The 26,296-nt window shown below is 59.7% G+C and carries 25 protein-coding genes; 7 read left to right on the forward strand and 18 right to left on the reverse strand.

Going from position 1 to position 26,296, the window contains the following annotated elements; translation table 11 throughout:
* Positions 1-97: 97 nt before the first annotated feature.
* The gene (ampC, locus tag ATU_RS14170; RefSeq protein WP_010972736.1) at positions 98-1,255 is read right to left on the reverse strand and encodes a class C beta-lactamase; all 1,158 of its coding nucleotides are present in this window, start codon (positions 1,253-1,255) and stop codon (positions 98-100) included.
* Between the two features lie 134 nt (positions 1,256-1,389).
* Between ampC and ATU_RS14175 the strand changes: the two genes are divergently transcribed.
* Positions 1,390-2,268, forward strand: a complete 879-nt coding sequence (locus ATU_RS14175) for a LysR family transcriptional regulator (RefSeq protein ID WP_010972737.1) — start codon at positions 1,390-1,392, stop codon at positions 2,266-2,268.
* A 9-nt stretch (positions 2,269-2,277) separates the two neighbouring features.
* Here ATU_RS14175 and chrA read toward each other — a convergent pair whose 3' ends face one another.
* The 12 genes from chrA to ATU_RS14235 form a co-directional block, all read right to left on the reverse strand.
* Positions 2,278-3,495, reverse strand: a complete 1,218-nt coding sequence (gene chrA, locus ATU_RS14180; RefSeq protein WP_010972738.1) for a chromate efflux transporter — start codon at positions 3,493-3,495, stop codon at positions 2,278-2,280.
* Between the two features lie 102 nt (positions 3,496-3,597).
* On the reverse strand, positions 3,598-4,821 hold the full coding sequence (locus tag ATU_RS14185; protein ID WP_010972739.1) for a DUF1501 domain-containing protein: 1,224 nt from the start codon (positions 4,819-4,821) through the stop codon (positions 3,598-3,600).
* 2 nt (positions 4,822-4,823) lie between these two features.
* Positions 4,824-6,317 (reverse strand): DUF1800 domain-containing protein, encoded by a 1,494-nt coding sequence (locus ATU_RS14190; RefSeq protein ID WP_010972740.1) that lies wholly within the window; start codon positions 6,315-6,317, stop codon positions 4,824-4,826.
* A 76-nt stretch (positions 6,318-6,393) separates the two neighbouring features.
* Positions 6,394-6,843 carry a periplasmic heavy metal sensor gene (locus ATU_RS14195; protein ID WP_010972741.1) on the reverse strand — a complete coding sequence of 150 codons (450 nt, stop codon included), beginning with the start codon at positions 6,841-6,843 and terminating at the stop codon, positions 6,394-6,396.
* Positions 6,840-7,280 (reverse strand): hypothetical protein, encoded by a 441-nt coding sequence (locus tag ATU_RS14200; RefSeq protein ID WP_010972742.1) that lies wholly within the window; start codon positions 7,278-7,280, stop codon positions 6,840-6,842. The genes ATU_RS14195 and ATU_RS14200 overlap by 4 nt, the downstream gene beginning before the upstream one ends.
* Positions 7,277-7,819 (reverse strand): RNA polymerase sigma factor, encoded by a 543-nt coding sequence (locus ATU_RS14205; protein WP_006311931.1) that lies wholly within the window; start codon positions 7,817-7,819, stop codon positions 7,277-7,279. The genes ATU_RS14200 and ATU_RS14205 overlap by 4 nt, the downstream gene beginning before the upstream one ends.
* Before the next feature lie 151 nt (positions 7,820-7,970).
* Complete coding sequence (locus tag ATU_RS14210; RefSeq protein WP_010972743.1) at positions 7,971-8,714, reverse strand: aspartate/glutamate racemase family protein; 744 nt, start codon at positions 8,712-8,714, stop codon at positions 7,971-7,973.
* 11 nt (positions 8,715-8,725) lie between these two features.
* Positions 8,726-9,544, reverse strand: a complete 819-nt coding sequence (locus ATU_RS14215) for an ABC transporter permease (RefSeq protein ID WP_010972744.1) — start codon at positions 9,542-9,544, stop codon at positions 8,726-8,728.
* Between the two features lie 3 nt (positions 9,545-9,547).
* Positions 9,548-10,459 carry an ABC transporter permease gene (locus tag ATU_RS14220; protein ID WP_010972745.1) on the reverse strand — a complete coding sequence of 304 codons (912 nt, stop codon included), beginning with the start codon at positions 10,457-10,459 and terminating at the stop codon, positions 9,548-9,550.
* A gap of 237 nt (positions 10,460-10,696) precedes the next feature.
* Positions 10,697-11,986: an ABC transporter substrate-binding protein gene (locus ATU_RS14225; RefSeq protein ID WP_010972746.1), complete on the reverse strand. Its 1,290-nt coding sequence runs from the start codon at positions 11,984-11,986 to the stop codon at positions 10,697-10,699.
* 30 nt (positions 11,987-12,016) lie between these two features.
* Positions 12,017-13,102 carry an ABC transporter ATP-binding protein gene (locus ATU_RS14230; RefSeq protein ID WP_010972747.1) on the reverse strand — a complete coding sequence of 362 codons (1,086 nt, stop codon included), beginning with the start codon at positions 13,100-13,102 and terminating at the stop codon, positions 12,017-12,019.
* Between the two features lie 225 nt (positions 13,103-13,327).
* The gene (locus ATU_RS14235; protein WP_010972748.1) at positions 13,328-14,308 is read right to left on the reverse strand and encodes a 3'-5' exonuclease; all 981 of its coding nucleotides are present in this window, start codon (positions 14,306-14,308) and stop codon (positions 13,328-13,330) included.
* A 191-nt stretch (positions 14,309-14,499) separates the two neighbouring features.
* Between ATU_RS14235 and ATU_RS14240 the strand changes: the two genes are divergently transcribed.
* Positions 14,500-15,402 carry a hypothetical protein gene (locus ATU_RS14240; RefSeq protein WP_010972749.1) on the forward strand — a complete coding sequence of 301 codons (903 nt, stop codon included), beginning with the start codon at positions 14,500-14,502 and terminating at the stop codon, positions 15,400-15,402.
* A gap of 36 nt (positions 15,403-15,438) precedes the next feature.
* Here ATU_RS14240 and ATU_RS14245 read toward each other — a convergent pair whose 3' ends face one another.
* From ATU_RS14245 to ATU_RS14255, 3 genes are all read right to left on the reverse strand, one after another.
* Positions 15,439-15,852 carry a hypothetical protein gene (locus ATU_RS14245; protein ID WP_035257489.1) on the reverse strand — a complete coding sequence of 138 codons (414 nt, stop codon included), beginning with the start codon at positions 15,850-15,852 and terminating at the stop codon, positions 15,439-15,441.
* A 168-nt stretch (positions 15,853-16,020) separates the two neighbouring features.
* Positions 16,021-16,914 (reverse strand): transglycosylase SLT domain-containing protein, encoded by an 894-nt coding sequence (locus ATU_RS14250; protein ID WP_010972751.1) that lies wholly within the window; start codon positions 16,912-16,914, stop codon positions 16,021-16,023.
* Between the two features lie 418 nt (positions 16,915-17,332).
* Complete coding sequence (locus ATU_RS14255; RefSeq protein ID WP_010972752.1) at positions 17,333-19,117, reverse strand: methyl-accepting chemotaxis protein; 1,785 nt, start codon at positions 19,115-19,117, stop codon at positions 17,333-17,335.
* A gap of 236 nt (positions 19,118-19,353) precedes the next feature.
* On the opposite strand from ATU_RS14255, the gene ATU_RS14260 reads away from it, so the two are divergent.
* The 5 genes from ATU_RS14260 (at position 19,354) to ATU_RS14280 (ending at position 24,449) form a co-directional block, all read left to right on the forward strand.
* Positions 19,354-19,827 (forward strand): VOC family protein, encoded by a 474-nt coding sequence (locus tag ATU_RS14260; protein ID WP_006311917.1) that lies wholly within the window; start codon positions 19,354-19,356, stop codon positions 19,825-19,827.
* 260 nt (positions 19,828-20,087) lie between these two features.
* Positions 20,088-21,431, forward strand: a complete 1,344-nt coding sequence (locus tag ATU_RS14265; RefSeq protein ID WP_010972753.1) for an extracellular solute-binding protein — start codon at positions 20,088-20,090, stop codon at positions 21,429-21,431.
* Positions 21,432-21,513: 82 nt separating this feature from the next.
* Positions 21,514-22,404 carry a carbohydrate ABC transporter permease gene (locus ATU_RS14270; protein WP_010972754.1) on the forward strand — a complete coding sequence of 297 codons (891 nt, stop codon included), beginning with the start codon at positions 21,514-21,516 and terminating at the stop codon, positions 22,402-22,404.
* A gap of 7 nt (positions 22,405-22,411) precedes the next feature.
* Positions 22,412-23,296 carry an ABC transporter permease subunit gene (locus ATU_RS14275; protein WP_010972755.1) on the forward strand — a complete coding sequence of 295 codons (885 nt, stop codon included), beginning with the start codon at positions 22,412-22,414 and terminating at the stop codon, positions 23,294-23,296.
* 31 nt (positions 23,297-23,327) lie between these two features.
* A complete protein-coding gene (locus tag ATU_RS14280) occupies positions 23,328-24,449 on the forward strand; it encodes a sn-glycerol-3-phosphate import ATP-binding protein UgpC (protein ID WP_010972756.1) in 1,122 nt (373 codons plus the stop codon).
* A 72-nt stretch (positions 24,450-24,521) separates the two neighbouring features.
* Here the strand turns inward: ATU_RS14280 and ATU_RS14285 are convergent, their stop codons facing one another.
* Together ATU_RS14285 and ATU_RS14290 are read right to left on the reverse strand one after the other, a co-directional pair.
* Positions 24,522-25,349 carry a carbohydrate ABC transporter permease gene (locus ATU_RS14285; RefSeq protein ID WP_010972757.1) on the reverse strand — a complete coding sequence of 276 codons (828 nt, stop codon included), beginning with the start codon at positions 25,347-25,349 and terminating at the stop codon, positions 24,522-24,524.
* Positions 25,346-26,230 carry a carbohydrate ABC transporter permease gene (locus ATU_RS14290; RefSeq protein WP_006311911.1) on the reverse strand — a complete coding sequence of 295 codons (885 nt, stop codon included), beginning with the start codon at positions 26,228-26,230 and terminating at the stop codon, positions 25,346-25,348. The genes ATU_RS14285 and ATU_RS14290 overlap by 4 nt, the downstream gene beginning before the upstream one ends.
* Between the last annotated feature and the right edge of the window lie 66 nt (positions 26,231-26,296).

A 26,296-nucleotide genomic window follows, 5' to 3' on the forward strand; every position in this document is an offset into this window, starting at 1 on the left:
CTGTCATCGGGATTGGATTATTTCCCACCGTTACGCGTTTTGGCGCAGGAGCAATCAGCTCCCGCGCCGGGATAAAAACATCAAACGGCGGACAGGGTTATTGCGCCTTTTCGAGCGCCGTCAAAATCTCATAGGCCGCAGAGACGCGTTCCTCATTGGGATAGTTTTTATTGGCCAGAATGACGATGCCCAATTTCTCCTTCGGTATGAACGCCACATAAGCGCCGAAACCATTGGTGGAGCCGGTCTTGTTGATGAAAACGTCTTCGCGCGGTTTCATCGGCGGCGATATTTCGGAGACCGGCACGGTCTTCAGAAGCGCACCGCCGTTCAACTCCCTCAGTGTCTTCAGGGGAGCCGGGTGTGTATATTGCTCCCAGACCATGTCCTGCGTCATGGCGCCGACGCTGAAATATCCCGCATGGGTGTTGGTGATCGCCTGCTGGATTTTTCCGTCCAGTTGTTCGAGACCCATATTGGCATTGACGAAGCGGATCATGTCCTCCGCCGTCGATTTGACGCCATAGGCCTCCGAGGAAAGGACGCCCGGTGTTACGCGAGCCGGTTCACCTGTTCTTTTATAACCCTGCGCATAATCATCCATCTTCGCCTTCGGCACCACGGTGAAGGTGTTCTTCAGCCCAAGCGCCGGGAAAAGCGTGTCCTGCATGGCACCGTCGAAACCCTGGCCCATCGCCTTTGCAGTGATATAGCCGAGCATGCCGATGCTGGGATTGGCATAACTTCTGTGGGTGCCGGCCTTGTATGTAGGCTTCCAGGCCTTGAGATAGGCCATCAGCTGCTGTTCCGTCTTGACGTCGTCAGGCACCTGAATGGGAAAGCCGCCAGCGGTGTGGGTGCCGAGATGCATCAGCGCGACATCGCCGAAGGGTTTTCCCTTCATGGACGGAAGATACTCGCTGACCTTGCCCGACAGTGACAGCTGGCCATTCAGTTCCGCATAGGTGCTGAGGGTGACCGTGAAGGTCTTGGAGATGGAGCCGAGTTCGAACAGCGTCTGCGGGGTGACGGGCTTTTCCGTGCTCTTGGACAGAACGCCATAGGTGAAGATGTGGTTTTCGCCGTTGATGCTGATACCGACGGCCAGACCCGGAATGCCGTTTTTCTCCATGACGGGCTTGATTGCAGCATCCGTTATCGCCTTCAGCCTCGCATCATCAGCGGCAGAAGCCTGCGTGACCAGGCCCGTCGAGACCAAAGCGGCCAGTGCGATATGTCTGCGATTAAATTTCATCTTTCGTGTTCTCCAAAACCTAAGGTGGATTGTCGGCTTCTCCGCCATCCCCAGCGAAAAGACGTTTAGCCGCCCTACATTGCACGAACAAACCATGATATCTCGGAGGAGACACAAGAAAATCTAGGTCTTGAATGGTTCGGCAATTTCTTCCCTTAAACGGTCTGCGGGCCTTCGAGGCATCCGCTCGGCATCTGAGCTTCACCCGCGCTGCCATTGAACTGTGCGTGACGCAGGCAGCTGTGAGCCAGCAGGTGAAAGGGCTGGAAAAGCGGCTGGGTGTCGCCCTTTTCCAGCGGCTTCCGCGCGGCTTGAAGATCACCGCCGAAGGTGAGGCCCTGTTGCCGACGGTGACCAGTTCCTTCGACCAGATGGCGACGACGCTCGACCGGATCGAGGCCGGACAGGTGCGCGAATTGCTGTTTCTCGGGGTCGTGGGCACCTTCGCCGTCGGCTGGCTGCTGCCGCGGCTCGCGGCATTTCAAAAGCGGCATCCGTTTATCGATGTCAGGGTTTCCACCAACAACAACCGGGTGGACATGGCCGCGGAGGGGCTGGATTTCGCCATTCGTTTCGGCCAGGGCTCCTGGCATGGCACGGATGCCTTCCGTCTGTTCGAGGCGCCGCTTTCGCCGCTCTGCACGCCGAAACTGGCGGAAATGCTGAAAGAGCCCGCCGACCTGATGGATGCAACATTGCTGCGCAGCTACCGCGCCGATGAGTGGAGCACATGGTTTGCCGCGGCGGGCGTTTCACCGGCGGCGCAGGTGAATGCCGGCATCGTCTTCGACACGTCGCTCGGCATGATGGAAGCGGCGCTTCAGGGGCTGGGCGTGGCGCTCGCGCCGCCATCGATGTTTTCGCGGCATCTGACGTCGGGCGCGGTCATGCAGCCCTTTCCCGTCACCATCTCGCTTGGAAGCTACTGGCTGACCCGCCTGCAATCGAAACCGCAGACATCAGCCATGCAGGCCTTTTCCGACTGGCTGCTCGAGACCATCGGAACGGCGTGACCGGCCCTATCACATCAAGGCAAGCAGAACGCCGCCGACCGCGCAGAGCAGAACCACGGCCCATGGTGGCGTTTTCCACACCGCCAGCAGGATGAAGCCGGTGAACGCAAGGGTAAAATCCTTCGGCGTGAAGATCGCGCTCGTCCACACCGGGTCATAAAGGGCGGCGCCGAGAATGCCGACGACGGCGGCGTGTGCCCCGCGCATGGCGGCCTGCACCGTCAGGTGTTTGCGGAAACCTTCCCAGAAGGGAAGCGCGCCGACGAGCAGCAGCATGCCCGGCAAGAAGATCGCGACAAGAGCGATCGCCGCACCCACAATGCCGTTAGGCTGCGGGCCCACCACCGCGCCGAGATAGGCGGCGAAGGTGAAGAGCGGGCCGGGCACCGCCTGTGTTGCGCCATAACCGGCAATAAAAGCGTCTTTTGTGACCCAGCCGGTCGCGACGACTTCTGATTGCAGCAGCGGCAACACCACATGGCCGCCGCCAAAGACCAGCGCGCCGGCGCGATAAAAAGCATCAAACAGGGAGATGCCCTGCGACGATGCCCCTGCTGCAAGCAGCGGCAAAAGGCCGAGAAGCAGGGCGAAGGTGGCGAGCGCACCATATCCGACGCTTTTCGACACCCGGAAGCTGAGGTGGGTGGCCTGTCCCGCGGCACCGGAGCGACAGAAGACAAGCCCGGCGAATGCGCCGAGGCCAAGCGCCAGAACCTGCCCGAATGCACCCGCGACGAACACCACGCAGACGATGCCGGCAAGCGCAATGCTGGCACGCTGACGATCCGGCGCGAGGCTTTTCGCCATGCCCCACACGGCCTGCGCCACCACGGCGACAGCGACGATCTTCAAACCGTGCAACAGACCGGTGCCGACCGGCCCTTCGATCGAGGCGGCGACCATGGCGAAAAGAATGAGGAGAATGGCCGATGGCAAAGTGAATGCCGCCCAGGCCGCCAGCGCACCGAACGGCCCTGCCCTGAGCAGCCCCAACGCAAACCCCACCTGGCTGGAGGCCGGGCCCGGCAGAAACTGGCAGAGCGCCACGAGATCGGCATAACCAGCCTCGTCGATCCATTTGCGCCGCACGACAAGCTCGTCGCGGAAATAACCGAGATGGGCGATGGGGCCGCCGAAGGAGGTGACGCCAAGCTTCAGAAAGGCTGCGAAAACCTCCCCCGGTGTGCCCTGCGGCGCTCTATTACCTTCACGTTCCTGCGATGCCACATCTCTCTCCACACAGTGCCGCGGCGACTCGTCGGCACTGGGTGGATATCAGACACTATTGCAACAGGAACATGAAGGGCCCGTCCCCAAGACGACCAGGTCTCAGGCGATCAGGCCCTTCAGAGGGCGAATGAGATCAGATCCGGGAAACACAAGCTTGTCCAGGGCTCCGGCGCTCGCGCCGAGATGATCGATGGCGAGCCCCTTGATGACGGCGCGTAGATCGGTGGTCGCGGCAAGGTCGCGGCCGTCACGTAGCTGCGCTTCCTTCAGGCCCGGCCAATCGGCGATGACACGGCCGCCGCGGATGCTGCCACCGGCCAGAAAGGCGGTGGTGGCGGTGCCGTGGTCGGTGCCATCAGTGCCGTTGATACGCGCGGTGCGGCCAAATTCCGTGGCCACGAGTATCACAGTATCCTTCCAGACCGGCCCCAGCTCCTGTTCGAAGGCCGCAAGGGCATTATCCAGACCGGACAAGAGCTTGGCTAGGCGATCGACCTCCTGCGCATGGGTATCCCAGCCCTCGAAAGCCAGCGCCGCCACGCGGGGGCCTTCCGGATGGGCAATCAGCCGTGCTGCGCCACGCGCCATCTGCTCCATTCCCTGCGGATCACCGGGGCCGCCGCGCGCCTTGATGTCGACACCCGATGCGATCCTGCCGGTCTCCACACCTTCGGCCAGTAGGGCGGCAAGCATCGGGTCCGTCTGGCCGTAGAGATCGGCAAGCCGGGGTGCGAGATCGCCATCGGCAGGCCGCAGCACGGATGGCGCCCATCCAAGGATGGGTGCCTTGCCGCGAATGACGAGCGGTGCGCTGGCCCCGATGGCAAGCCCGCTCACCCGGTCGCCGGCGGCAGGATTGATCGTTTCTCCCGCCGGCATCTGCTCCAGCAGCCGGTTGAGCCAGCCGCTTTCGACATGGCCTGGTGTCGCAAAACCGGATTCAAGAACATCCTGCCCGTCAAAGTGGGATCGGTCGCGATAACCGGTGGCGCTGGCATGCACCACGGCCGCCTCACCCTTGCGGTAAAGCCGCTGGAAATTGCGTAGCGAAGGATGCAGCGCGAAATACCCATCCAGCGCCAGCGCCGGGTTTTCGCCTTCCGTTCGCAGCGTCAATTGCTGTCTTAGCGCTTCGTAATCGGGATCGCCGACCGGTGGCACGGCGGTCAGCCCGTCAAGCGCGCCACGCAGGATGATCGTCACGAAACGCGGATCACGCCCGGAGGCCGCATGGGCAAAACGTGGCATGAAGGCCCAGGCAAAAAGAGCGCCGGTTGCACCGAGAACGGCGCGGCGGGTGGGAGAGAAATCTTCGCACAGCATGGTTAGCGCCTCTGAAATTCGGGGGAAAGGAAAGCGATGGTCAGCCCTTGCGGCTTGGTTTCCGCGCGCTGAACGGCCTGGGCGGTCTCACGCGTGAGAAGCGGGCCGAACCGATCGGCAACAAAGTCACGGGGGTCGATACCGCCGGCAACCTGATGGGCAAAAAGGCTCGCGGCATCGATCCGCGTTGCCAGCCCCTCGGAGGAACCCCAACTATCGCTCACATCGGAAAAACCGTTCGGTCCGGAGGGGTCCCAGAAAGGCTGCCCGAGCGCCTTCAGCACCGAAACGATCTGTTCAGGTTTCGGCTTGACATCGCCGCTGCGCAGCACGGCGGTGACGAAATCGAGCGGTGGCCGCAACTTCTTGAGAGTGGGATCCCAGGCTTCTTCCGCATCCAGCATGGCAAGATAGGTGGCGGCGAGATCGCCGTGGGATTTGGTGTAGGCAGCGGCGATCTTGGTCACCAGCGCCACAGGCGGCTGGTCGCTGACGAAGTGCCTTGCCAGTTTGAAGGCAAGGTGGCGGGCGGTGGATGGGTGATGGGCGAGATCGCGCAGCGCCCGCCGCCCCTGCTCCATCCCGGCATCGGCATAGGTGATGCCCATCACCGCGTGATCACCCGGCTCGTGGCTGTTGGCATTGAAGCTGAAGCGCCCGACCGGCCCCGGCCTGTTCTCGTCACGATAAACGGTCCAGCCGGTGATGATGCGCGCAAGCTCCGTCACGTCAGCCTGATTGTAACCGCCATCCACGCCCAGCGTGTGAAGTTCCATGATCTCGCGGGCCAGATTTTCGTTCAGGCCGCGCTTGCCGTTTTTGTTGGCCGGTGAGTTGGGACCGATCGATTGCTGGTTGTCGAGAAAGAACAACATGGCAGGATGGGTTTCCACGGCAAGCAGCATGTCCTCGAAATTGCCGAATATATGCGGGCGGATCGCTTCGCGCTCGAAGGCGCCGGCGAGGATGTGCACATCGCCACCCTTACCGATGGCGACGGAGAAGTGGTTTGCCCAGAACATCGCAAGACGTTCGCCAAACCCGATCAGAGGCTGGCGGACGGTGCCATTAAACCGCGCATCGACCTCCGCCAGCAATATCTGTTGGGGAAGATAGGGTCTCTTATTGGCCACGTCGGCCGGTTTGTCTTTTGACATGGGTGGCGGCATGGTCGGCGCGGCCGCCATTCCAGCCTTATCCATCCTGTTGTCCGTCTCAGTCATCGCCTTCTCAACAGAGACGGCGGTCACCGCCGGTTTTTCACGTTCGGCTTTCACCTGCCTGTTGAAGGCAATGAGCGAGACCATAAGATCGGCGCTGGAGTGCAATAGCGGGCCAACCGGAATCGGCACCGCATGTTCGGTTACTTCTGACCGCAAGAGATCGCGTGGATCATCCGCAATTGCCTGCAGGTCTCCCTGCCGGGCACCAAGACCGAAGCGCCAGAGGCACAGCGCGGCATCCACTTGACTGGAATTAGGCGTCGTATTTGACATGGCCGATACGAACTCCGTTTCGTTATCGGCCCTTTAACGGCGTGGATATCGCAAATCCGTCGCCGCCGAATTGTGATCATTTCGTGGCAGGCTTCGGCGCCTCGCGGGAGAGCAGGCCTTCCGCGAGACGCCGTCTTGCATCCAGCGAAAGCGTGCGGGCAAATTCTACCGCCTGAAGCTCGACGGCGGCGCGGACCGCATATTCCGCCTTGCGGGCGCGTTCCAGCGCGTCGGACAGCGCTTTTGTGTCCAGCGTGTCGGCGCCCATCAGTGAAGCAGCCTCGATGCGGGCCTGCCGCGCCTCGGCCGAGGTCTCGCGCAGGGGTTTGCGTGCATCGCTGAGCATCTGGCGAAAGGCCTCCCGCTCCGCCTTGGGCAGCTGCTCTCCGGCAAGCGGCATCCGTGATGCCGAGGCTGTGGTATCGTTGCGCAAATAAACGAAACCGGCGCCGGCAAGGGCGCAGACGAGGAATGTATTGACGACGAGCAGCACAACGACAATCCAGCGGAAATTCTGATCGGTCATTTCGCGTCCTCAGCCAACTCGTTTTCACTTTGCAAATTTCCGAATGCCGTCAGATTGTCGCCAAACGAGAAAGACGGCGGCGGGGTGAGATTGATGACGGCGACAGCACCGGTCAGGGCACCCGCAAGGCTGATGCCGACCATGCCGGCGCCGAGCCCGAAACGGACGAACCGCCGGTGGCGCGAAAGCCGGGATGTGCCTTCTGCAAGAATGCGTCCCTGAAGTGCGGCGGAGGGCGCAGCCTTGGGCCGGAAAGCGGCCAAGGCGCGGTCCAGCTGCGCCGCGTCGCTGAGCAGACGCTGACCATCGGCTGTTTCGGAATAAAGCTCGGCTTTCGCGCGACGATCCTCGGGCCAGCGTCTTGGATCGGCGCCATATGCCGAAACGAGGGCGGAAAATGCCTGCCCGTCCATGCCGTCTTCCCTCGACCCGCTCATGTCTCATCCTCGTTCAAGATTTTCTGCAACGCTCTGCGCCCGCGCGACAGAAGACTTTCCAGTGCGTCGACGCTGACATGCATGATGTCGGCGGCCTCCCGGTTCGACATTTCCTGATAATAGACCAGAATGATCGCCTCCCGTTGCCGCTCGGGAATAAGGGAGAGCGCCCGCCCGACAGCCTCGCCCTCGTCGATATCAGCGCCGCCGTTTTCCGACGACGTGCGCGCATCGGCAAGGTCGGACGGCTGGGCGACGGATATTTCACGTCGCTTCCGCAGCCGGTCATAACACAGGTTCAGCGCTACACGGTGTATCCACGTATCAAACCGCGCAGCGCCCTGCCTCCATGTTCCCGCGTGTTTCCATATCCGCAGAAAGGTCTCCTGCGCGACATCCTCCGCCTCGACCGGATCTCCCAGCATGCGGGTTGCCAGCGCCATGATCCTCGGCAATTTTGCCTCAACCAGTGTCCGCATCGCCCTGATATCTCCTGCCGCGACATCTGCCACGAGCTTTGCATCGGGGTCGCTCACCATGCTCCGGTCGAATCTCCGTTGCGGTCCTGCAAAGCTGGACAAGGAATGTCGATAAATGACGTTTTACACGCAATTTTCGACTTTAACGGGGAAAGGCGCGAAAATCCGTCGCGGCGTTTCGAAATTTTTTTCAGCAACGATGAAGGCGGATTCACGCCGTCATGCGGTCCGGCCGAAATGCCTCCAGCAGGCCGTGATAGGGCTTGGCGACCGGCTTGGCATAAGCACCGCTTTTGGCGGTGGAAAGCCCCATGGAAACAAGGGATTCGGCCTGTTTAACGGCGGCTGCGACACCATCAACGACCGGCACGCCGAATTCGGCGCGCAGCTCGGCGGTCAGGTCTGCCATGCCGGCGCAGCCGAGAACGATTGCCTCCGCCCGGTCTTCCTTCAGAGCCAGCGCAATCTCCTGCCGCAGCCTTTCGCGGGCGTTCGAAGCGGGATCTTCGAGCGACAGGACGGGAATATCGGCGGCGCGCACATTGCAGCGGGCGGACATGCCATAACGATGAACCAGGTGTTCGAGCGGCAACCGGGAACGCTCCATCGTCGTCACGATGGTGAATTTCTGCGCGATGAAGGCAGTGGCGGAGACCGCCGCCTCGCAGAGGCCGATGACCGGTATATCGCAAAATGCGCGCGCCGCATCGAGCCCGGTATCGTCGAAACAGGCGATGACGGCCGCGTCAACGCCAAGCGCCGGAGCCTTGGCAAGTTCAAGCAGCAGGCCGGGCACGGCAAAAACCTCGTCATAATAACCTTCGATGGAGACAGGCCCCATGGAGGATGTCACGCCAAGAATTTCGGTATCCCGGCCGACCACCCGCATGGCGGCGTCAGCGATCGTTGCGGTCATGGATCGGGTGGTATTGGGATTGACGACGAGGATGCGCATTGGACGTTTCTTTATCCGCGTGAATGGCGGCGGTTGAGGGTGACGATCAGGCCGAGCGTGGCCGCAATCACCAGAAGGGAAAACAGCGTCGTGACGGCACCCAGCGCATAAAGCACCGGCGTCGTGACATTGGTGGTCATGCCGTAGATTTCCAGCGGCAGCGTGTTGTAGGTGCCTGATGTCATCAGCGTGCGGGCGAACTCGTCATAAGAAAGCGTGAAACCGAAGAGGCCGACACCGATCAGGCTCGGTGCAATCATCGGCAGCACCACATGGGCGAAGGTCTGCCAGGAGGACGCGCCGAGATCGCGGGCCGCCTCCTCATAGGAAGGCGAAAAGCGATTGAAGACGGCGAGCATGATGAGCACGCCGAAAGGAAGCGTCCAGGTGAGATGCGCGCCGAAAGCTGATGTATACCATGAAGGTTCCAGCCCAAGCTGCTGGAAAAGAACACCAATGCCAAGCGAGATGATGATCGATGGCACCACCAGGCTCGCGACCGAGAGGTAAAAAAGCGGCGTCGCGCCGATGAATTTGCGCCTGAAGGCAAGGCCTGCCAGCAGCGAGACGAAGACGGTGACGGTCATGACCATCAGCCCGAGACCGAAAGACCGGCGGAACGAGCCGCCGAAATCGCCGACCGCCTGCTGTTCGAAGAGATTGCCGAACCAGTGCAGCGAAACGCCGTTCAGCGGAAAGGTCAGCCCGCCATTCGGCCCCTGAAAGGCAAGGATGAGGATGGCCGATAGCGGGCCGTAGAGAAACAGCACGAAGAGGACGAAGAAGAAGGCGAGAATGTAGAATTCGCGGCCGCGTTTTTCCTGATGCATGGATCAAAGCTCCTTGCGGATATCGACGATGCGCAGGATGCCCGCGACCATCAGCAGAACGAGGATGAGCAGGATGACGGCGTTCGCGGCTGCCGCCGGATATTGCAGTAGCGACATCTGGTTCTTCATCATCAGCGCCACCGACGCGCTCTGGCCACCGGACATGACCTGAACGGTGGAGAAATCCGCCATGACCAGCGTCACGACGAAGATGCTGCCGATAGCCATGCCGGGTTTGGCAAGCGGAATAATGACATTGCTGAGTGTCTGCCATCCCGTCGCGCCGGCGTCACGCGCCGCCTCGATCAGCGATTTGTCGATGCGCATCAGCGTGTTGAAGATCGGCGTGACCATGAACAGCGTATAAAGATGCACCATGGCCAGCACCACGGCGAAATCGGAATAAAGCAGCCACTCGACCGGCTCGGGAAGGATGCCGGTGCCGACCAGCGCGCTGTTGACGAGACCGTTTCGTCCGAGAACGGGAATCCAGGAAATCATGCGGATGATGTTCGATGTCAGGAACGGCACGGTGCAGACGAGGAACAGCACCATCTGCATGGTGGTGGTGCGAATGTGGAAGGCGAGGAAATAGGCAACCCAGAAACCGCAGAACAGCGTGATCGCCCAGACGATGGCCGCGTATTTCAGCGTGTTGAGATAGGTCTGCCAGATCACCCAGGAACCGAGCGTCTCCAGGTAGTTGAAGGTGACGAAATCGGGATACATCTGGGCGAAGTCGTAGTCCCAAAAGCTGACAACGGCGATCATGAGGATCGGCAGGGCCAGGAAAAAGCCGAGGATCAGGAAAAGCGGCGTGGCCTGAATATAGGACACAAGCTTCTGCGGCAGGGCGAAGCTGCGGGACAGCTTCTCCTTTTTTTCACTGACGCCGATGAGCCTAACCGTCACCATGGGGGAGCCTTTCGTTGGATTTGCAGAAGTACCGGCGGCTTTCGCACCGGGTAGTGTGTCAGGCAAAGCTCTCTTCAAACGCGACGTCATCCTCGGGCTTGTCCCGAGGATCCAACCACGTTTGATGTGGTGGTTCGTTAGATCCTCGGGTCAAGCCCGAGGATGACGGAGAGTTTAGAGGCTCTGTTACTATCGAGATCGGCGGCCAACGCTACCGATCTCGTCTGTCTCGGAGTACTAAGCAGCGATGAACTCGTTCCAGCGGCGGACCATGTAGCGGTCTTCGTCCATGACGGAGTTCCAGCAGGCGACCTTGCCCATGCGCTCCTGGAAGGAGCCGCCGTCGCGCACCGCACCGGCCTTTTCCATGACCTTGCCATCGGGCGCGATGATATCGCCCTGCGCGGGCTTGCCTTCGACCCAGTAACCCCACTCATCGGCGGACATGTGTTCTTTCGCCGTATCCATGGCGGCGGAATAATAACCCTGACGGTTGAGATAGGCGCCAACCCAGCCGGAGGTGTACCAGTTGATATATTCATAGGCCGCGTCGAGCTTCGCACCGGAGAGGTGCTTGGCAAGGCCAAGACCACCGCCCCAGGAGCGATAGCCTTCCTTCAGCGGCTGGTATTTGCAGGCGATGCCCTTGGAACGGACGGCTGCAACAGCGGGCGACCACATGGACTGGATGATGACTTCACCCGAGGCCATGAGGTTGACGCTTTCATCGAAGCTCTTCCAGAAGGCACGGAACTGGCCGTCCTTCTTGGCCTTGATGAGGAAATCGATGGTCTTGTCGATCTCCTCCTTCGTCATGTTGCCCTTGTCGGCATATTTGATGTTGCCCATGGCTTCCATGATCATCGCGGCATCCATGATGCCGATGGAAGGAATGTTGAGGATCGAGGTTTTGCCCTTGAACTTCGGGTCCATGATATCGGCCCAGCTGGTGATATCGCGGCCGACGAGATCAGGACGGATGCCGAGCGTATCGGCATTGTAGATGGTCGGAACCATGGTGAAATATTCGGTCTCGCTCTTCGCAAATTTCTTGTCGCCGGGCTTTTCGACGAAACCGACCGTGTGCGGAGCGGTGCCCTGCGCCACGACGCTATCAGGCGTCAGCTTGCCGTTTTTGAACAGCGGCACGATCTTGTCGTAATATTTGAGCTTCTTGATTTCCATCGGCTGGATGACGCCGGCGGGATAGACCTTTTTCAGGATCCAGTATTCGATATCGGCGATGTCGTAGGAATTTGGCTGGGTGACGGCGCGCTGGGCGGCCGCATCCGAATCCGTCGCCGTCATTTCGAGCGTGATGCCGAGATCGGCCTTGCACTTCTCGGCGATGGCATTGAGGTTCGAGACGCCGGTGCCGAACTGGCGGATGGTGATCGGGTTCTGCGCCCAGATGGTCGGGAAGCCGGTGATGAGGCCGGAGCCGATCGCCGCACCTGTGGCGGCCGCGCCTGCCTTCAGAAGGCCGCGGCGGGACAGTCCCTTATTGCTGTTGGTGATATCGGTCATTTCAAAGTTCTCCTCTGGTTATTTTTGGGGTCACTTCTCTACCCGGCCGAGCACGATGGCATCGGCCGCATTCCATGAAAGCGGTATGGCGTCGCCGGTCCTGACCGGATTTTCGAAAAAGGCGGCATCGCTGAGGATGACGTTGAAATCCTCGATACCCGCGCCCGTCACCGCGATCTTCACGCTCGCACCGCGATATTCGACGTTCGAGACGATGCCGGTGAAACCGAGGCCCGGCTGCTCGGCCTCGCCGACGCGGACCCGGTCGGTACGCACGGCGATGTCGACCGCGCCGTCATCCGGGGCCATGCCACTGGCGACAAATGTGCCACCGCCCGCCACTTCGAGCGTCACGAGATCGCCCGATTTTTCGCGGTAGCGGCCGGAGATGACGTTATGATCCCCCATGAAACGGGCAACGAAAGCGGTGGCCGGGCGCTCGAACACCTCACGCGGTGTGGCTGCCTGTTCGATGCGGCCGTCATTCATGACGACGACGATATCAGCAAGCGCCATCGCCTCTTCCTGGCTGTGGGTGACGTGCACGAAGGTGATGCCGAGCAAGGTCTGCAGCTTCTTTAGCTCGGCGCGCATGCGGATCTTGAGAAATGGATCGAGTGCCGACAGCGGCTCATCCAGCAACAGCGCCTCCGGATCGGTAATCAGCGCCCGGGCCAGTGCCACACGTTGCTGCTGGCCGCCGGAAAGCTGGGCCGGACGGCGGTTGGCATAGGGCTCGAGCTGCATCAGCTGCAACATCTCGAGCGCCTTGGCCCGCCGGGTCTCCTTATCCGCACCCTTCATCTTGAGGCTGAAGGCGACATTGTCGACGAGATCGAGATGCGGAAACAGCGCATAGGACTGGAACATCATCGCCGTGCCGCGCCGCGCCGGCGGCAGATCGGTGACCACCATATTACCGAGCCTGATATCGCCGCTGGAAATGCTCTCGTGCCCGGCAATCATTCGAAGCGTCGAGGTCTTACCGCAGCCCGAAGGACCAAGCAGGCAGCAATAACTTCCAGCCGGTATCTTGAGGCTGATCGCATGCACGGCGGTGGTGGTGCCGTAAATCTTGGATACGGACGCGATGTCGATTGCGGCGGCTTTGCTCATAACACTCTCCTGCGACATCTTTGTCATGCAGGAGGCGTGCCAATCGGCTTAGCCGTTGATATAAAACGGAGTTTTTAACACAACCGCATCGCCATCCAACCGACTGCTTAAATTTGCAGCGATTGTTTTCGATTGATTGGCAAAATTGTATTCAATCTGGCGCCAGATTGTAGATAGTCTCCGCTGGCAAACACTTGTCGCGGCAGCGCCGGCAAACCGGCTTGCCTATCCCGCCCTGAAGCGGTCGAAGGCGGTGAGATGTTTGACGGTCGGATCGGCATCCCAGCGATAGATTTCGGTGCGCAGGAAATGCAGTTCCTCTTCGAGCTTCTCTCCCGGCAGTTCCACCCACCAGGATTTCGGCCGGCCATCGGAACCATCGGACCAGCGATAACCCCGCTTCTTCAGGTGATCCTTCATATCGAAAGGGCTGTTTTCCGCGTAAATCCGCACGCGCGAACGCCCGCTTGCTTCGTAGAGCTCTGCAAAAGGCGTGATATTCTGACCGGAGCGCCTCTGTTCCAGCACCTCCAGCAGGGCGAAACAATCATCCACCGCACGATGGCCGTCATGGAAATAGCCTGACTGACCGATCAGATAACCGAGCTTGTTGCCCTCAAAACCACGCACCCGCCAGTCAATTTCCGAAACGGAACAAGCCCAGGCCTTGTCACGGAAAATCGGCGAGAAGGCCTCGCAGAATGGACGATCAAAGCCGGCATTATGGGCGATGATCAGATCGGCATGGGCAATGAGCGAAGTCAGGCGCATCATGTCGATCGACTGTCCGGCCACCATCTCGTCGGTAATCCCCGTCAGGCGGGTTATGTCTTCGGGAATGGCAACGCCCGGCTGCCGCAACCCGCCATAGATGCCGGTGACATCGCCGATCGCACCCTGGTCATCAAAGGTGAAGGTGATGACGCCGATTTCGATGATCTCGTCGGTGCGATGATCAAGGCCCGTCGTTTCCGTATCGAGGATCACGCCCTGGCGCGGGAATTCCGGTCTCGGGCGATCGACGACCGGACGCGGCTGCAGCCTTCGCAGGACACGATAATTGCCGGTGGCTTCAAGATGCGTGGCAAGTGCTTCATCATCCGTGCCGGCCTTTGGCACCGCTTCGCGACCACCCGACTTTCGTCCCCTTTCAGCCTGAGGAAGCCGCGCGGCCGCGGGGGCAAAAAAATCCATCTGGGAGGTCATTATGCGCGTGTCCGTCGTTCCCGGAAATCAAGATTGAGTACTCCAACATATGCGCAGAGGCTCACAGTAACAACAGCGTCCAGCCTCATCCACAGGAACGGGATATTTCATAGGGTACAGTTGAGGGTTGCGACTTCAATTTACGATGGTAAAAAAAGCGCACCGTTCCCGTGTTTCAGGAGAGAAGAAGAATGCCGCTTCCATCACCTTCCAACCCGAAAACGCTTGCCGACCAGAGCCAATTGAAGCTGTTTCCGCTGCAAAGTGGCCCGCATTTCGCCAATGTAGGTCTCAGCAACGGGGCGAGCGGCATTGTTTTCACGGGGTATACGCGAGATGCGAACGTGGACAATGAAGCCTTCTCCTGCTGCGGCAGCTACACCCTGCGCAACTCCGTGCATGCCGCCATTGCCGGCATGACCAGCGACAATTGCACGGTCTTTGCCCTGAAAAGCATCATTAACCAGCGCCCATGCCTGGCGGTCGGAAAGTTCGACCCGGATGGCAAACCGCTGGAATTGTCGAAGTCGGAGTTCGATCAGGTTACGAAACCGCTGTTCCAGTTTGCGGACAAGGTCTCACCGATCCTCGGCAGCGAACCGGCGCCGGGCATTCAGATCCGCAGTGGCGACGCCTCCTATAATTATCAGGTCGATGCGCGCAGCGGCCGCTTCCGCTTCACCTATAAGGACAGCATGAGCGGCGGTCGTTACGGACCTTCGGCCGACGGCAATGTCTCTCTCGAGCACGACGGCCATCGCCTCGCCAAAATAAGTGCGGGCGGCAGCTATAGCAGTTCAGACAATTCGATTGCCGCCTCAGCCTATCGGGACATTGATTCCCGCGGTTTCGAGACGACGGTGCGCAGCGGCCAGGCTTCGGCGATGTTCGGAAGAACCTACACGGAAAACGCCATCACTCGCAAAATGGGCGTCGGTTACGGCAACACCTCGTTCCGACGCGAGGATACGCCGGGCGGATCGATCAAGGAAAGCCTCGGGCACAAGCTGGACAAGGTCACACTTGAAGTATCCCGCACGCGCGACCGGGCGAAGGGCACCGAATATATGCTGACCATCAAGATGGAGCTTTGAGACATCTGGCAACCGGGGCGGTCGCGACCGACCGCCTCACGAAGCCGCACGATCGAGAAGATCCGCGCAATTGGCGGGATTGCCGATGACCTCGCTCGTCTTGATGGTGGAGGCGGCATTCGCGGTGATCTTGATGATGCAATCGCGACGATGTTCCTTGATCTTCATGCCCTCCGTTTCCGAAATCCGCGCCTGCCCGTCCACGGTCCTGATTTCGCGCCGGTTGCTGAGCCCGGCATAGGTCTCCACATCGACCTTCAGCCAGTAGGATTCGGTTTCGCCGTTTTCGATGATGACCTTGTTAGGGCGGCCGAGCCTTGCGATTGCGGCATCGCGCGGTTGCCCCACGAAGCCCGCAACGGTGCGGGAAATCTCCGTCTCCCCGGTGCTGGTGCACGCCGCAACGACGACCAGAACGGCCACAAGACATCCGGTTTCAAACCATTTCATTTCCAGATCATTCCCCACACCTGCGGCCGGACCCCGTTGGCCAGTATTGGCGGCAAATCTATGCACGATCATGCCGCCCCGAAAGGTGGGACAGCCGCAAAGCCGATCAACTTGTTATGATCGACGTGCCTGCGGAGCGAAGACATATCGGTCCGGCGCCCGCCGCTGCTAACGGTTGCGGAACACGGTGCAGGGAACTCCCGCCCGCCTGATCTCGCCACAAAGCATGTTGGCTTCGGTGCGGGTTTCACGGCCGATACGGGCGGCATAACGCGGCCGCGAGCCGAAGTTCCCGCCCCGCTGCCGCACGATCAGGGCTCGTTCGGCATTCAGCGGTTGTGAAAGCTGCAATATCGCCCGGGTGAAAAGCCGGTTCGCCACACCAGGACTATAATGCGCAGCAAGCTGCACGCCCCAGGGCGCCCAGTCGGCCGAGGCAATGAGGACGGGATCGTTCATGGTGCGGGTATCGGCCAGACGCACGCAGGCATCGAGGAAGGATCGGTTGTCATCCAGCGCCGGTGCCGCCTTTTCTGGCGGATTGTCCTTCCAGTTCTCCACGGGATATCCGGTGATCGCAAACACATAGTCGCGGGTCTCCGTCGGCAGGCGGCCGGTGGCGATGAAATTCCGCAGGCCCGCCTCACCCGCATTATAGGCTGCGGCGGCAAGACCGAAATTGCCGAACTGCACGTTCAGTTCCGAGAGGTAACGCGACGAGGCCTCAAGGGCGGCAATGATGTTGAAACTGTCTTCGAGACCACGCAGCCGTGCGGTGCCGGGCATGAACTGGGCAATGCCCTCCGCCCCTTTCGGGCTGACCGCACTGGCCCGGAACAGGCTTTCCCGCCAGATCAACCGGGCGAAATAGTCCGGCGGAACGGCGTGGCGGGCGGCGAGAACCTCGATGGCGCGGCAAAGATCATTATTGTAACTGCCGGCGTTGATGCACAGTTCCGGTGAGACATCATGGGAATAGGCGCAGGCGGTGTTTTTCCGGGCGGGCTCTTCGGCTTTCGCCGCGCCGGAGGCTGAGAAAAGCAAATAGAAGGCAAGAGCCATGCGGCTTGTTGATATTCCTGCCAAGCGAGTGTCCTCGAAAACTCCAACCGTGACGTGCCGATTATCCGTCAATGGGGAAGATATGCCCCGCTTTCGGGCTTGTCATCACATATCGAACACCGAGAAAGACCAAACCAATCATGCCAACTTCATCCTCGGGCCTGCCCACTGCTGTCCGGTTTTTTGATAGAGGCCTGAAGCCGGTTGGGAAGAGTAAACATCCCCTCGGCCCCTGTGCCGAGGATCTAATCACGTCGAATAAAATCAATCGGTTGCAGATCCTCGGGACAAGCCCGAGGATGACGTTGGAGAGTTTGGTACGATCTGTCATCCCACATCCACCGCTATGCTTCAGTGCGAGGATGACGTCGAGAGCATGTGCGCCCTCAGTATCGACTTCAGGGCGACTTAGCCTGCCTTAAAAGTCCTGCCACTCTTCATGCTTGACCGCAACAGCGGCCGAACCGCGTGCCGCAAGCGGACGAGATGGGCTGTGGCGCGGACTAACGGGCGCGGCCTGCTGCTCGAAGCGGTTGCGAGAGGAGGAGGTCGATCGCGGCGCATCCTCGAACCGGAATTGCCCGAGAAGCTCAAACAGCGCCGCCGCTTCCCTTGCAAGGCTATGGCTTGCGGCAGTCTGCTCTTCGACCATCGCCGCATTCTGCTGGGTGCCCTGATCGACGGTGTTGACCGCCTGGTTGATCTCGGCAAGCGCCGTGGACTGTTCGCGGGCAGCCTCAACGATCGCAACGACATTGGTGTTGATGTCACGCACCTGCTCGGCGATTTCCTGCAGGGCCGAACCAGCCCTGGTGACAAGGCCGACGCCATTTTCCACCTGCGCGCCCGAGGCATTGATCAGGCTCTTGATTTCCTTCGCCGCGGTTGCCGAACGCTGGGCGAGTTCGCGAACCTCCTGTGCCACGACGGCAAAACCCTTGCCCGCCTCCCCCGCACGCGCCGCTTCGACACCCGCATTCAGCGCCAGAAGATTGGTCTGGAAGGCGATTTCGTCGATCACGCCAATGATGTTGGAAATCTCGCGGGACGATTTTTCGATCTGATCCATGGCGCTGATCGCATCGCGCACCACCTGGCCGGAATGTTCCGCATGATCGCGGGCACGGGCGACGATCTTGCCGGCCTCGTCCGCCCGGCGGCTGGAATCATTGACCGCCGTGGTGATCTCCTCGAGGGCGGCGGCCGTTTCCTCGATCGAGGCGGCCTGCTGTTCGGTGCGTTTGGCCAGATCATCGGCAGCGGAGCGTATCTCGTTCGAACCCGAGGAAATCGCACCGGCATTTTCGGAGACCAGCGTCATGGCCCTCTTCAGCTTTTCCGAAGCCGCGTTGAAATCCGTGCGCAGTCTTTCAAGAGAAGGAATGAAAGGCTTGTCGATGCTCTGCGCCAGATCGCCCTCGGCGAGATCGTTGAGGCATTGCGCCAGTGTCTCGACATTCTCGACGCGACCGGTCACGTCAGTCGCGAATTTGACGACCTTGAACACCTTGCCGTTCATATCGAAGATCGGATTATAGGAGGCCTGGATGAACACCTTGCGGCCGCCCTTGCCGAGCCGCATGAACTCATCCGCAACCAGATCGCCGCCGGCAAGCCTCTGCCAGAACTGCTTATATTCCGACGATTGTGTATAGGCCGGATCGCAGAACATGGAATGATGTCTGCCCTGCACTTCACTGAGCGAATACCCCAGCGCCGCCAGGAAATTGTCGTTGGCGGTCAGAACCTCGCCCTCGGGGGAAAATTCGATGATGGCCTGCGCCCGCGACAGGGCATCGATCTTGCCCGCATCTTCCGCCGCCCTCAGTTTGCGTTCGGTGATATCGGTGGCGATCTTGACCACTTTCACCGGCCTGCCGCGGCGGAACACCGGATTATAGGAGGCCTCGATCCACACTTCGCGGCCTCCCTTGCCGATGCGCTTATATTGCCGCTGATCGAACTGGCCGGATGCAAGCTTGGACCAGAAGGCCTTGTAGTCCGGTGACGACACGACGGAGGGCTCGACGAACAGGCTGTGATGCCGGCCGACGATTTCGGCAAGCTCATAACCGATCGCCCGACAGAAACTTTCATTGGCCGTCAGAATCTTTCCGGAGAGGTCAAATTCTATGATGGCCTGGGATTTGGAAAGTGCGGCGAGAACCGCGACAGCATTGGCACCACGATCAAGAATAGTCACGCGCAGTCCTCCGATGAAATAAGTTCATATCGAAAATTATTCATGAATATTATGATTGCATTATTAAATAATATTTAAGGATAATATTGACTTTCGCCATCAGGATTGGGACGGCGGGGCCCGGAATTTTCGGAACGTTTTTCGCACGGTCGCATTTTATGCCTGATGAGGAATGGGCAATCGGCCATTGAATTCCACCGGCCGGGAAAGATTTCAACTTTGGGAGGATCATGCACATGGAAAAGAACACGATCTGTATCTGGTACGACAAGGACGCGGAGGCTGCCGCCAGATTTTATGCCGAGACCTTTCCCGATAGCGCCGTGACCGCCGTGCATCATGCGCCGAGCGATTTTCACTCCGGCAAGAAGGGCGATGTGCTGACCGTGCAATTCACCGTAGCCGGCGTTTCCTGCATCGGCCTCAACGGCGGACCGACCTTCAAGCACAGCGAGGCTTTCTCGTTCCAGATATCGACCGAAGACCAGGAAGAAACCGACCGTTACTGGAACGCCATCGTCGGCAATGGCGGTGAAGAAAGCGCCTGCGGATGGTGCAAGGACAAATGGGGGGTCTCCTGGCAGATCACGCCACGCGTGCTGATGGACGCCATGGCTGCCGGTGGCGCAGAGGCCAAACGCGCCTTCGACGCGATGATGGATATGAAGAAAATCGACGTCGCCGCCATCGAGGCCGCACGTCGCGGTTGACGCGGACGACCGACTCAGCAGCAAGTAGCGAAGTTAAGCAAAAATCGCAAGTGACTGAAAACTAAATAAAAAATTCTATTTCTAGGATTTAAGGCACATTTGCAGCCGCGCAGAATGCCCTGCGCGGCCAGTCATCACAAAACGTTCAACAAAATGTAAGCGAGCCGTCAAAGACGGCTGTTAGCAGAGCCCGTGGCGTCGTGCCGGGGACGTGATGTCCTTGCCGAGCAGGCCATCATTCCATTAACGGGGCTCAACTCATGAAATCTTCCGCTCTGACTTCCTTCGTGGCCGGCATTGCCGTCGCCGCCGCTTTCGGCGCAACGGCTGCCCACGCAGAAAAGACCAAGTTCGAATTCTGGTACGGCCTTTCCGGCGATCTCGGCGAGCGCGTTCAGGAAACCTGCAAGAAGTTCAACGATGCCCAGGCCGATTTCGAGATCGTCTGCACCTCGCAGAACGATTACGAATCCACCCTGCAGAACACCATTGCTGCCTATCGCGCCAAGAAACAGCCCGCCATCACCCAGATTTACGACGCCGGCACGTTGGATATGATGCTGTCCAAGGCCTTCGTTCCCGCCAAAAAGCTGATGGCCGACAATGGCTACAAGATCGACTGGAACAATTATTTCCCCGGCATCGCCAATTATTACGCCACGGCCTCGGGCGAGCTGAATTCCTTCCCCTATAATTCCTCCACCGCCGTCTTTTATTATAATGTCGATGCCTTCGAAAAAGCTGGCATCACCTTCAAGCCCGACACCTGGGAAGAGGTTGAGGAGGCTTCGAAGAAGCTTAAAGCCGCTGGTTTCGAATGCCCGCTCGCCTTCAACTTCGACACCTGGATGCTGATGGAGCAGTTCTCCGCCATCCACAATCAGCCGATCGCCACCAAGGCCAACGGCTATCAGGGTCTCGACGCCGAACTGACGATCAACAAGACCAAGTTCGTCGACCAGGTCAAATTCTTCAAGAAGATGCAGGACGAGAAGCTGTTCGTCGTCAAGACCAAGCAGCTCGGCATGGATATTCTGCCCGCCTTCACGTCGCAGACCTGCCAGATGTTCATGACCTCGATCGCCAACCACGGCACCGTCGGCAAAGGCATGCCAGCCGGCGTAAAGTGGGACGTCGTCATGCTGCCGATCTGGAAGGGCACAGAGCGTCACAATTCGCTGGTCGGCGGCGCTTCGCTGTGGGTCATGGCCGGTCGTCCGGATGCCGAATACAAGGGTGCCGCCGCATTCCTGAACTTCATCGCCCAGCCTGACATGGTTGAGTGGTGGTCAACGGTCACCGGCTACATCCCCGTCACCAAGACCGGTTTCGACGCCATGAAGGCCAACGGTTTTTACGACAAGGCTCCCTACAAAGGTCGCGAAAAGGCAATCGAAAGCCTGACCTTTACACCGCCTTCCGAATATACCCGCGGTATCCGCCTCGGCGGCTTCACGCAGATCCGCAAGGAAGTCGCGACCTCGCTTGAAGCCATCTTCATGCAGAACGCCGATATTCAGGCCGAACTCGACAAGGCCGTCGAGCGCTCCAATGCCGGTCTGCGCCGCTTCGAAAAGACCTATGAAGGCGCCAAGCTGAACTAAGCCCGTTTTCATTGCCGTCATAAGGCCTGTCCGGACATCCTCCGGGCAGGCCCGCCTCAATCTCGAACATTGCCGGTCTCCAATGGAAAAACGTACCGTTTTCAAAAGCACATGGCTGCCTGTGCTCTTCGCCCTACCGCAGTTCCTGCTCATCCTTCTGTTCTTCTATTGGCCGGTTGTCGCGGTACTGAACTGGGCATTCACCCTCGAACCGCCCTTCGGCGGCCCGGCGGAATTTGTGGGCCTCGCCAATTTCGTGGAGACCTTCGGCGATCCGATTTACTGGCAATCGATCGTCACGAGCCTGACCTTCGCCATCGTCGGACCGTTTTTTGCCATTCTCATCGGCCTCGTGCTGGCCCTTGCAGTCGATCGCCAGCTTCCCGGTTCAGGTTTCTTCCGGGTACTTTATATCCTGCCCTATGCGATTGCCGGTCCCGCCGCGGGCATGGCCTTCCGCTTCATCCTGTCACCGGAACGCGGTCTCGCCGCCTCGCTGAACGCCTGGTGGCCCGATATCTGGAACCCGGCCAAATATAATGAACATGCGCTGGCCCTCATCATTGTCATCTTCATCTGGAAATGGGCGGGCTACACCTTCATCTTCCTGTTCGCCGGCCTGCAATCGGTGCCGCGCTCGCTGACCGAGGCCGCTGCCATGGATGGTTCCGGGCCGATCCGCCGCGCCATCGACATCCAGGTGCCGCTGCTTGCGCCCACCCTGTTCTTCCTGACCGTTATCATGATGACCGAGGGTTTCGTCGGCGCCGATACATTCGGCATCGTCGCCTCCACGACCGAGGGTGGTCCAAACCACGCCACGGAAGTGATGGTCTATCGCATCGTCAGCGAGGCCTTCGAGGGGCTGAACTACTCCGGCGCCTCGGCCCAGAGCCTCGTCCTCATCGGCCTCATCATGGTCTTCACCTTCATTCAGTTCCGCTTCGTCGAGCGGCAAGTCCATTACAAGTGAGGCGGCGATGATCCAGCGCACACCCTATGCCGACGCCCTGACCTACGCGATCATGGTGGCGGGCTTTCTCCTGCTCATCGGCCCCTTCCTCGTCGTCATTTCCGGCGCGAGCCAGTCTGTTCAGCAGGTCAACAGCGTGCCGTTCAGCTTCATGCCGCAAGGCGAATTCCTCGCCAATGCGCAGACCGCCTGGGCACGCGCGAATCTTGGCAACGCCCTCTGGAACAGCCTGATCATGGCGACGCTGGTGACCATCGGCAAGGTGGCGCTTTCCGCCTTCACCGCCTTCGCCATCGTCTTCTTCCGCTCGCCGCTGAAGCATCTGTTCTTCTGGACGGTCTTCATCACCCTGATGCTGCCGCTCGAAGTGCGCGTGGTCCCGACCTATTCGGTCGCCGCCGATCTTTTCCAGCCGCTCCGCTCCATTCTCGGCCTGTTCGGCATCGAGATGACGCTGGAATGGAACCTCCTGAACTCCTATGCCGGCCTGACCCTGCCGCTTGTCGCCACAGCCACCGGCACCTTTCTCTACCGGCAGTTCTTCATGACGATCCCGGACGAGCTGGCCGAAGCGGCCCGCATGGATGGTTCGGGCGCCGCACGTTTCTTCGTCGACATGCTGCTGCCGCTCTCGCGCACCAACATGCTGGCACTCACCACCATCATGTTCGTTTATGCCTGGAACCAGTATCTGTGGCCGCTGCTGATGGTCACGGACCCTTCCTACAAGACGGTGATGATGTCGCTCAGGGCGCTGTTGCCCGCCGATGACGGCACCCCGGACTGGAACGTGACGCTGGCCGGTTCCCTCATCATCATCCTGCCGCCGCTTTTCGTCGTGGCCTTCCTGCAACGCTGGTTCGTCCGTGGCCTCGTCTCGTCCGACAAGTGACGCGCGGCTTTCAACAACAAGGTTTTCTATCATGGCTCAGATCGATATTCGTCAGGTCCGCAAATCCTATGGCAAGACGCCGACCCTGCACGGGGTGGATCTTTCTTTCGACTCCGGCGAATTCGTCGTCATCCTCGGCCCTTCGGGCTGCGGCAAATCCACGCTTCTGCGCATGATCGCCGGCCTGGAGGAGATCACCTCGGGCGAGATCGCCATCGGCGGGCGCGTGGTCAACACGCTGGAGCCGCGTGAGCGCGGCTGTGCCATGGTGTTCCAGAATTATGCGCTTTATCCGCATATGTCGGTGGCCGCCAATATCGGTTATGCGCTGAAGGTCGCCGGCGTTCCAAAGGCCGAGCGCCAGCGCCGCATCGAGGAGACCGCCAAGATTGTCGGCCTGTCCGACTATCTGGAACGCAAGCCGGCCGCCCTTTCCGGCGGCCAGCGCCAGCGCGTGGCCATGGCCCGCGCCATCATCCGCGAACCCGCCGTGTTTCTGTTCGACGAGCCGCTGTCCAACCTCGATGCCAAGCTGCGCGTATCCATGCGCGCTGAAATCCGCAAGCTGCACCAGCGCCTCTCGGCCACCTCCATTTTCGTCACCCACGACCAGGTGGAAGCCATGACGCTGGCCGACCGGCTGGTGGTGATGAACAAGGGCAATGTCGAGCAGGTCGGCCATCCGCTCGATATCTATCACCGCCCGGCCAGCACCTTTGTCGCCTCCTTCATCGGCTCACCCGCCATGAACCTTTTTACCACAAAGGTGGAAGTGGAGACCCCTGCCGTGATACTCTCCGGTACCCCGGTGAAACTCTTCCCGGAAACCGCGCTGGAACTGCGCGGCCGCAATGTGACGGTCGGCATCCGCCCGGAACAATGCGTGGTGAGCATGGATGGCCCCGGCGTGCCTGCTATCGTGGATTTCGTCGAAGAACTTGGCTCCGGTCGCATCGTGCATGCGGACATAGCCGGCGAAACCTTCTCTGCCGCCATCGGTGAGGATCTCCTGGTAAAACCCGGCCAGCGCATCCATCTCGATCTTCCCACCGCCCATCTCCATTTCTTCGACCCGGCCACCGGCAAGCGGATCGAAACGGAGGGAACGGCGGAGACTGCCCGAAGCAAGAACGAGACGCTGCTCGCGGTTTGAGGCGGGTGCAAGATATGTCCGTCGCGGTTTAGAAAATTCTCTGCCCGCGCCGGACAAGCAATCGAGTGACCGTCACCCTTTCACGCCTGACGAAATCATGATCGCTTCCGTGACGCGTCGCTGGAAGACGACATAGGCGATGATGACCGGTAGCGCCGCCAGCATGGCGATAGCCATCAGCCGCGCATAAGCGACGCCGAAGGTGTCGTTTACCTGGGTGATGCCAACAGGGATCGTCATCATGTCTTCCGAGGTGACGACGAGGAATGGCCAGAAGAAGGCGTTCCAGACCGTGATGAACGTCACGATTGCCATGGCGGTGGTAATGCCCCAGTTCAAGGGTAGATAGACCTTGAAAAGAATGGTGTATTCGCCGCCACCATCCAGAACCACAGCCTCGCGCATCTCCTTCGGCACGCTGTCGAAGAACTGTTTGTAGACGATGATGACGATGGGCGTGATGAGTTGCGGCAGGATGATGCCCGCCCAGGTGTTGATGAGGTTGAGGTTCTTCATCAGGATGAACTGGGTGACCACAAGCGTTTGCGCCGGCACCATGAAACTCGCCAGCACGATACCGTAAAGCAGTCGCCTGCCCGGAAAGCGGATTTGCGACAGCGCATAGGCACACAACATCGAAATCAGCAGCACCGATACGGTGACGATCGCCGCCGTGCCGACGGAATTGATATACCAGTTCATCAACTTCGTATTGAAGATGGCGCTGACATAGGCGCTCAGCCGGAATTCATCGGGGATCAGCGATGTATTGCCCGCGACATTCTCATCCGAACGGATGGACGTCACAAATGTCCAGTAGAGCGGGAAAATCCAGACCAGTGCCGCAGAAAAGGTCAGCACGGTCAGGATAATGTTTTCTAGTCTTCTAGTGAGGCTCATGAGTTCCTCCGGATGCGCAGCAACTGGAACTGGAGAATGGAAACGATGACGATCAGCAGGAACAGCACGGTGGAAACGGCGGAAGCGTAACCACCATTGTTCAACTGGAACGCCTCGCGATAGACCTTCAGCAGAAGCACAAAACTGGAATTGAAGGGCCCACCGCCGCTCAGGAGATAGATCTGATCGAATATCTTCAGCTGCAGAATCAGTTGCAGGGTGAGAACCAGTGCCGTGACGGGCCAGAGAAGCGGCCATGTCACCCGCCAGAAGCGCTGCCAGGTCGTTGCGCCATCGAGAGACGCAGCCTCATAAAGCTCGGTCGGAATATTGCGCAATCCGGCTATGAAGAGCAGCACATTAAAGCCGTTCGTCCACCAGATGGTGACCACGGCGACCATCGGCATCACCCAATAGGGATTCTTGAAGACCGCGACCGGCTTTCCGGCAATCAGCGAGATCACTGGCTGGAGAATACCGAACTGCAGATCGAGCATCCACGCCCAGATTTCAGTGACGACAGAAACCGGCAGCACATAGGGCAGGAAGAAGAGGCTCATGGCGATCGTCTGCTTCACGCCCGACAGGCGGCTGACGGCGAGCGCGATCGTCAGGGCGATGACGGTCGTCGGAACAACGGTCAAAAGCACGAAATAGCCGTTGTTTTTCAAAGAGGTCACAAAGAGGCGGTCGCTTAGCAGCTTTGTGTAGTTCGCAAACCCCACCCAGTTGCCCTCACCGATCAAGGGTGCATCGGTGAAGCTGATGCGCACCATCTCGATCAGCGGATAAAGGAAAAAAGTGGCGAAGACCACGATGAACGGCGTCACCATCGACAGCGCGATCAGCGATTTCTTGCGCCGGTTTTCAATCATAGCCATGAACGGTCTCCGGGACATTACGCATTGCAGGGCAACCCTCCGGCCAGAGACCGGAGGGTTGGTTTC

It is taken from the genome of Agrobacterium fabrum str. C58 (assembly GCF_000092025.1).
GTDB classification, from domain to species: Bacteria; Pseudomonadota; Alphaproteobacteria; order Rhizobiales; family Rhizobiaceae; genus Agrobacterium; species Agrobacterium fabrum.

Coding starts and splice junctions, on each gene's coding strand:
- ampC (WP_010972736.1), bottom strand. CDS start 1,255: ATGAAATTTAATCGCAGACATATCGCACTGGCCGCTTTGGTCTCGACG.
- ATU_RS14175 (WP_010972737.1), top strand. CDS start 1,390: ATGGTTCGGCAATTTCTTCCCTTAAACGGTCTGCGGGCCTTCGAGGCA.
- ATU_RS14185 (WP_010972739.1), bottom strand. CDS start 4,821: ATGCTGTGCGAAGATTTCTCTCCCACCCGCCGCGCCGTTCTCGGTGCA.
- ATU_RS14190 (WP_010972740.1), bottom strand. CDS start 6,317: ATGTCAAATACGACGCCTAATTCCAGTCAAGTGGATGCCGCGCTGTGC.
- ATU_RS14195 (WP_010972741.1), bottom strand. CDS start 6,843: ATGACCGATCAGAATTTCCGCTGGATTGTCGTTGTGCTGCTCGTCGTC.
- ATU_RS14200 (WP_010972742.1), bottom strand. CDS start 7,280: ATGAGCGGGTCGAGGGAAGACGGCATGGACGGGCAGGCATTTTCCGCC.
- ATU_RS14205 (WP_006311931.1), bottom strand. CDS start 7,819: ATGGTGAGCGACCCCGATGCAAAGCTCGTGGCAGATGTCGCGGCAGGA.
- ATU_RS14210 (WP_010972743.1), bottom strand. CDS start 8,714: ATGCGCATCCTCGTCGTCAATCCCAATACCACCCGATCCATGACCGCA.
- ATU_RS14215 (WP_010972744.1), bottom strand. CDS start 9,544: ATGCATCAGGAAAAACGCGGCCGCGAATTCTACATTCTCGCCTTCTTC.
- ATU_RS14220 (WP_010972745.1), bottom strand. CDS start 10,459: ATGGTGACGGTTAGGCTCATCGGCGTCAGTGAAAAAAAGGAGAAGCTG.
- ATU_RS14225 (WP_010972746.1), bottom strand. CDS start 11,986: ATGACCGATATCACCAACAGCAATAAGGGACTGTCCCGCCGCGGCCTT.
- ATU_RS14230 (WP_010972747.1), bottom strand. CDS start 13,102: ATGAGCAAAGCCGCCGCAATCGACATCGCGTCCGTATCCAAGATTTAC.
- ATU_RS14235 (WP_010972748.1), bottom strand. CDS start 14,308: ATGACCTCCCAGATGGATTTTTTTGCCCCCGCGGCCGCGCGGCTTCCT.
- ATU_RS14240 (WP_010972749.1), top strand. CDS start 14,500: ATGCCGCTTCCATCACCTTCCAACCCGAAAACGCTTGCCGACCAGAGC.
- ATU_RS14245 (WP_035257489.1), bottom strand. CDS start 15,852: ATGAAATGGTTTGAAACCGGATGTCTTGTGGCCGTTCTGGTCGTCGTT.
- ATU_RS14250 (WP_010972751.1), bottom strand. CDS start 16,914: ATGGCTCTTGCCTTCTATTTGCTTTTCTCAGCCTCCGGCGCGGCGAAA.
- ATU_RS14260 (WP_006311917.1), top strand. CDS start 19,354: ATGGAAAAGAACACGATCTGTATCTGGTACGACAAGGACGCGGAGGCT.
- ATU_RS14265 (WP_010972753.1), top strand. CDS start 20,088: ATGAAATCTTCCGCTCTGACTTCCTTCGTGGCCGGCATTGCCGTCGCC.
- ATU_RS14270 (WP_010972754.1), top strand. CDS start 21,514: ATGGAAAAACGTACCGTTTTCAAAAGCACATGGCTGCCTGTGCTCTTC.
- ATU_RS14275 (WP_010972755.1), top strand. CDS start 22,412: ATGATCCAGCGCACACCCTATGCCGACGCCCTGACCTACGCGATCATG.
- ATU_RS14280 (WP_010972756.1), top strand. CDS start 23,328: ATGGCTCAGATCGATATTCGTCAGGTCCGCAAATCCTATGGCAAGACG.
- ATU_RS14285 (WP_010972757.1), bottom strand. CDS start 25,349: ATGAGCCTCACTAGAAGACTAGAAAACATTATCCTGACCGTGCTGACC.
- ATU_RS14290 (WP_006311911.1), bottom strand. CDS start 26,230: ATGGCTATGATTGAAAACCGGCGCAAGAAATCGCTGATCGCGCTGTCG.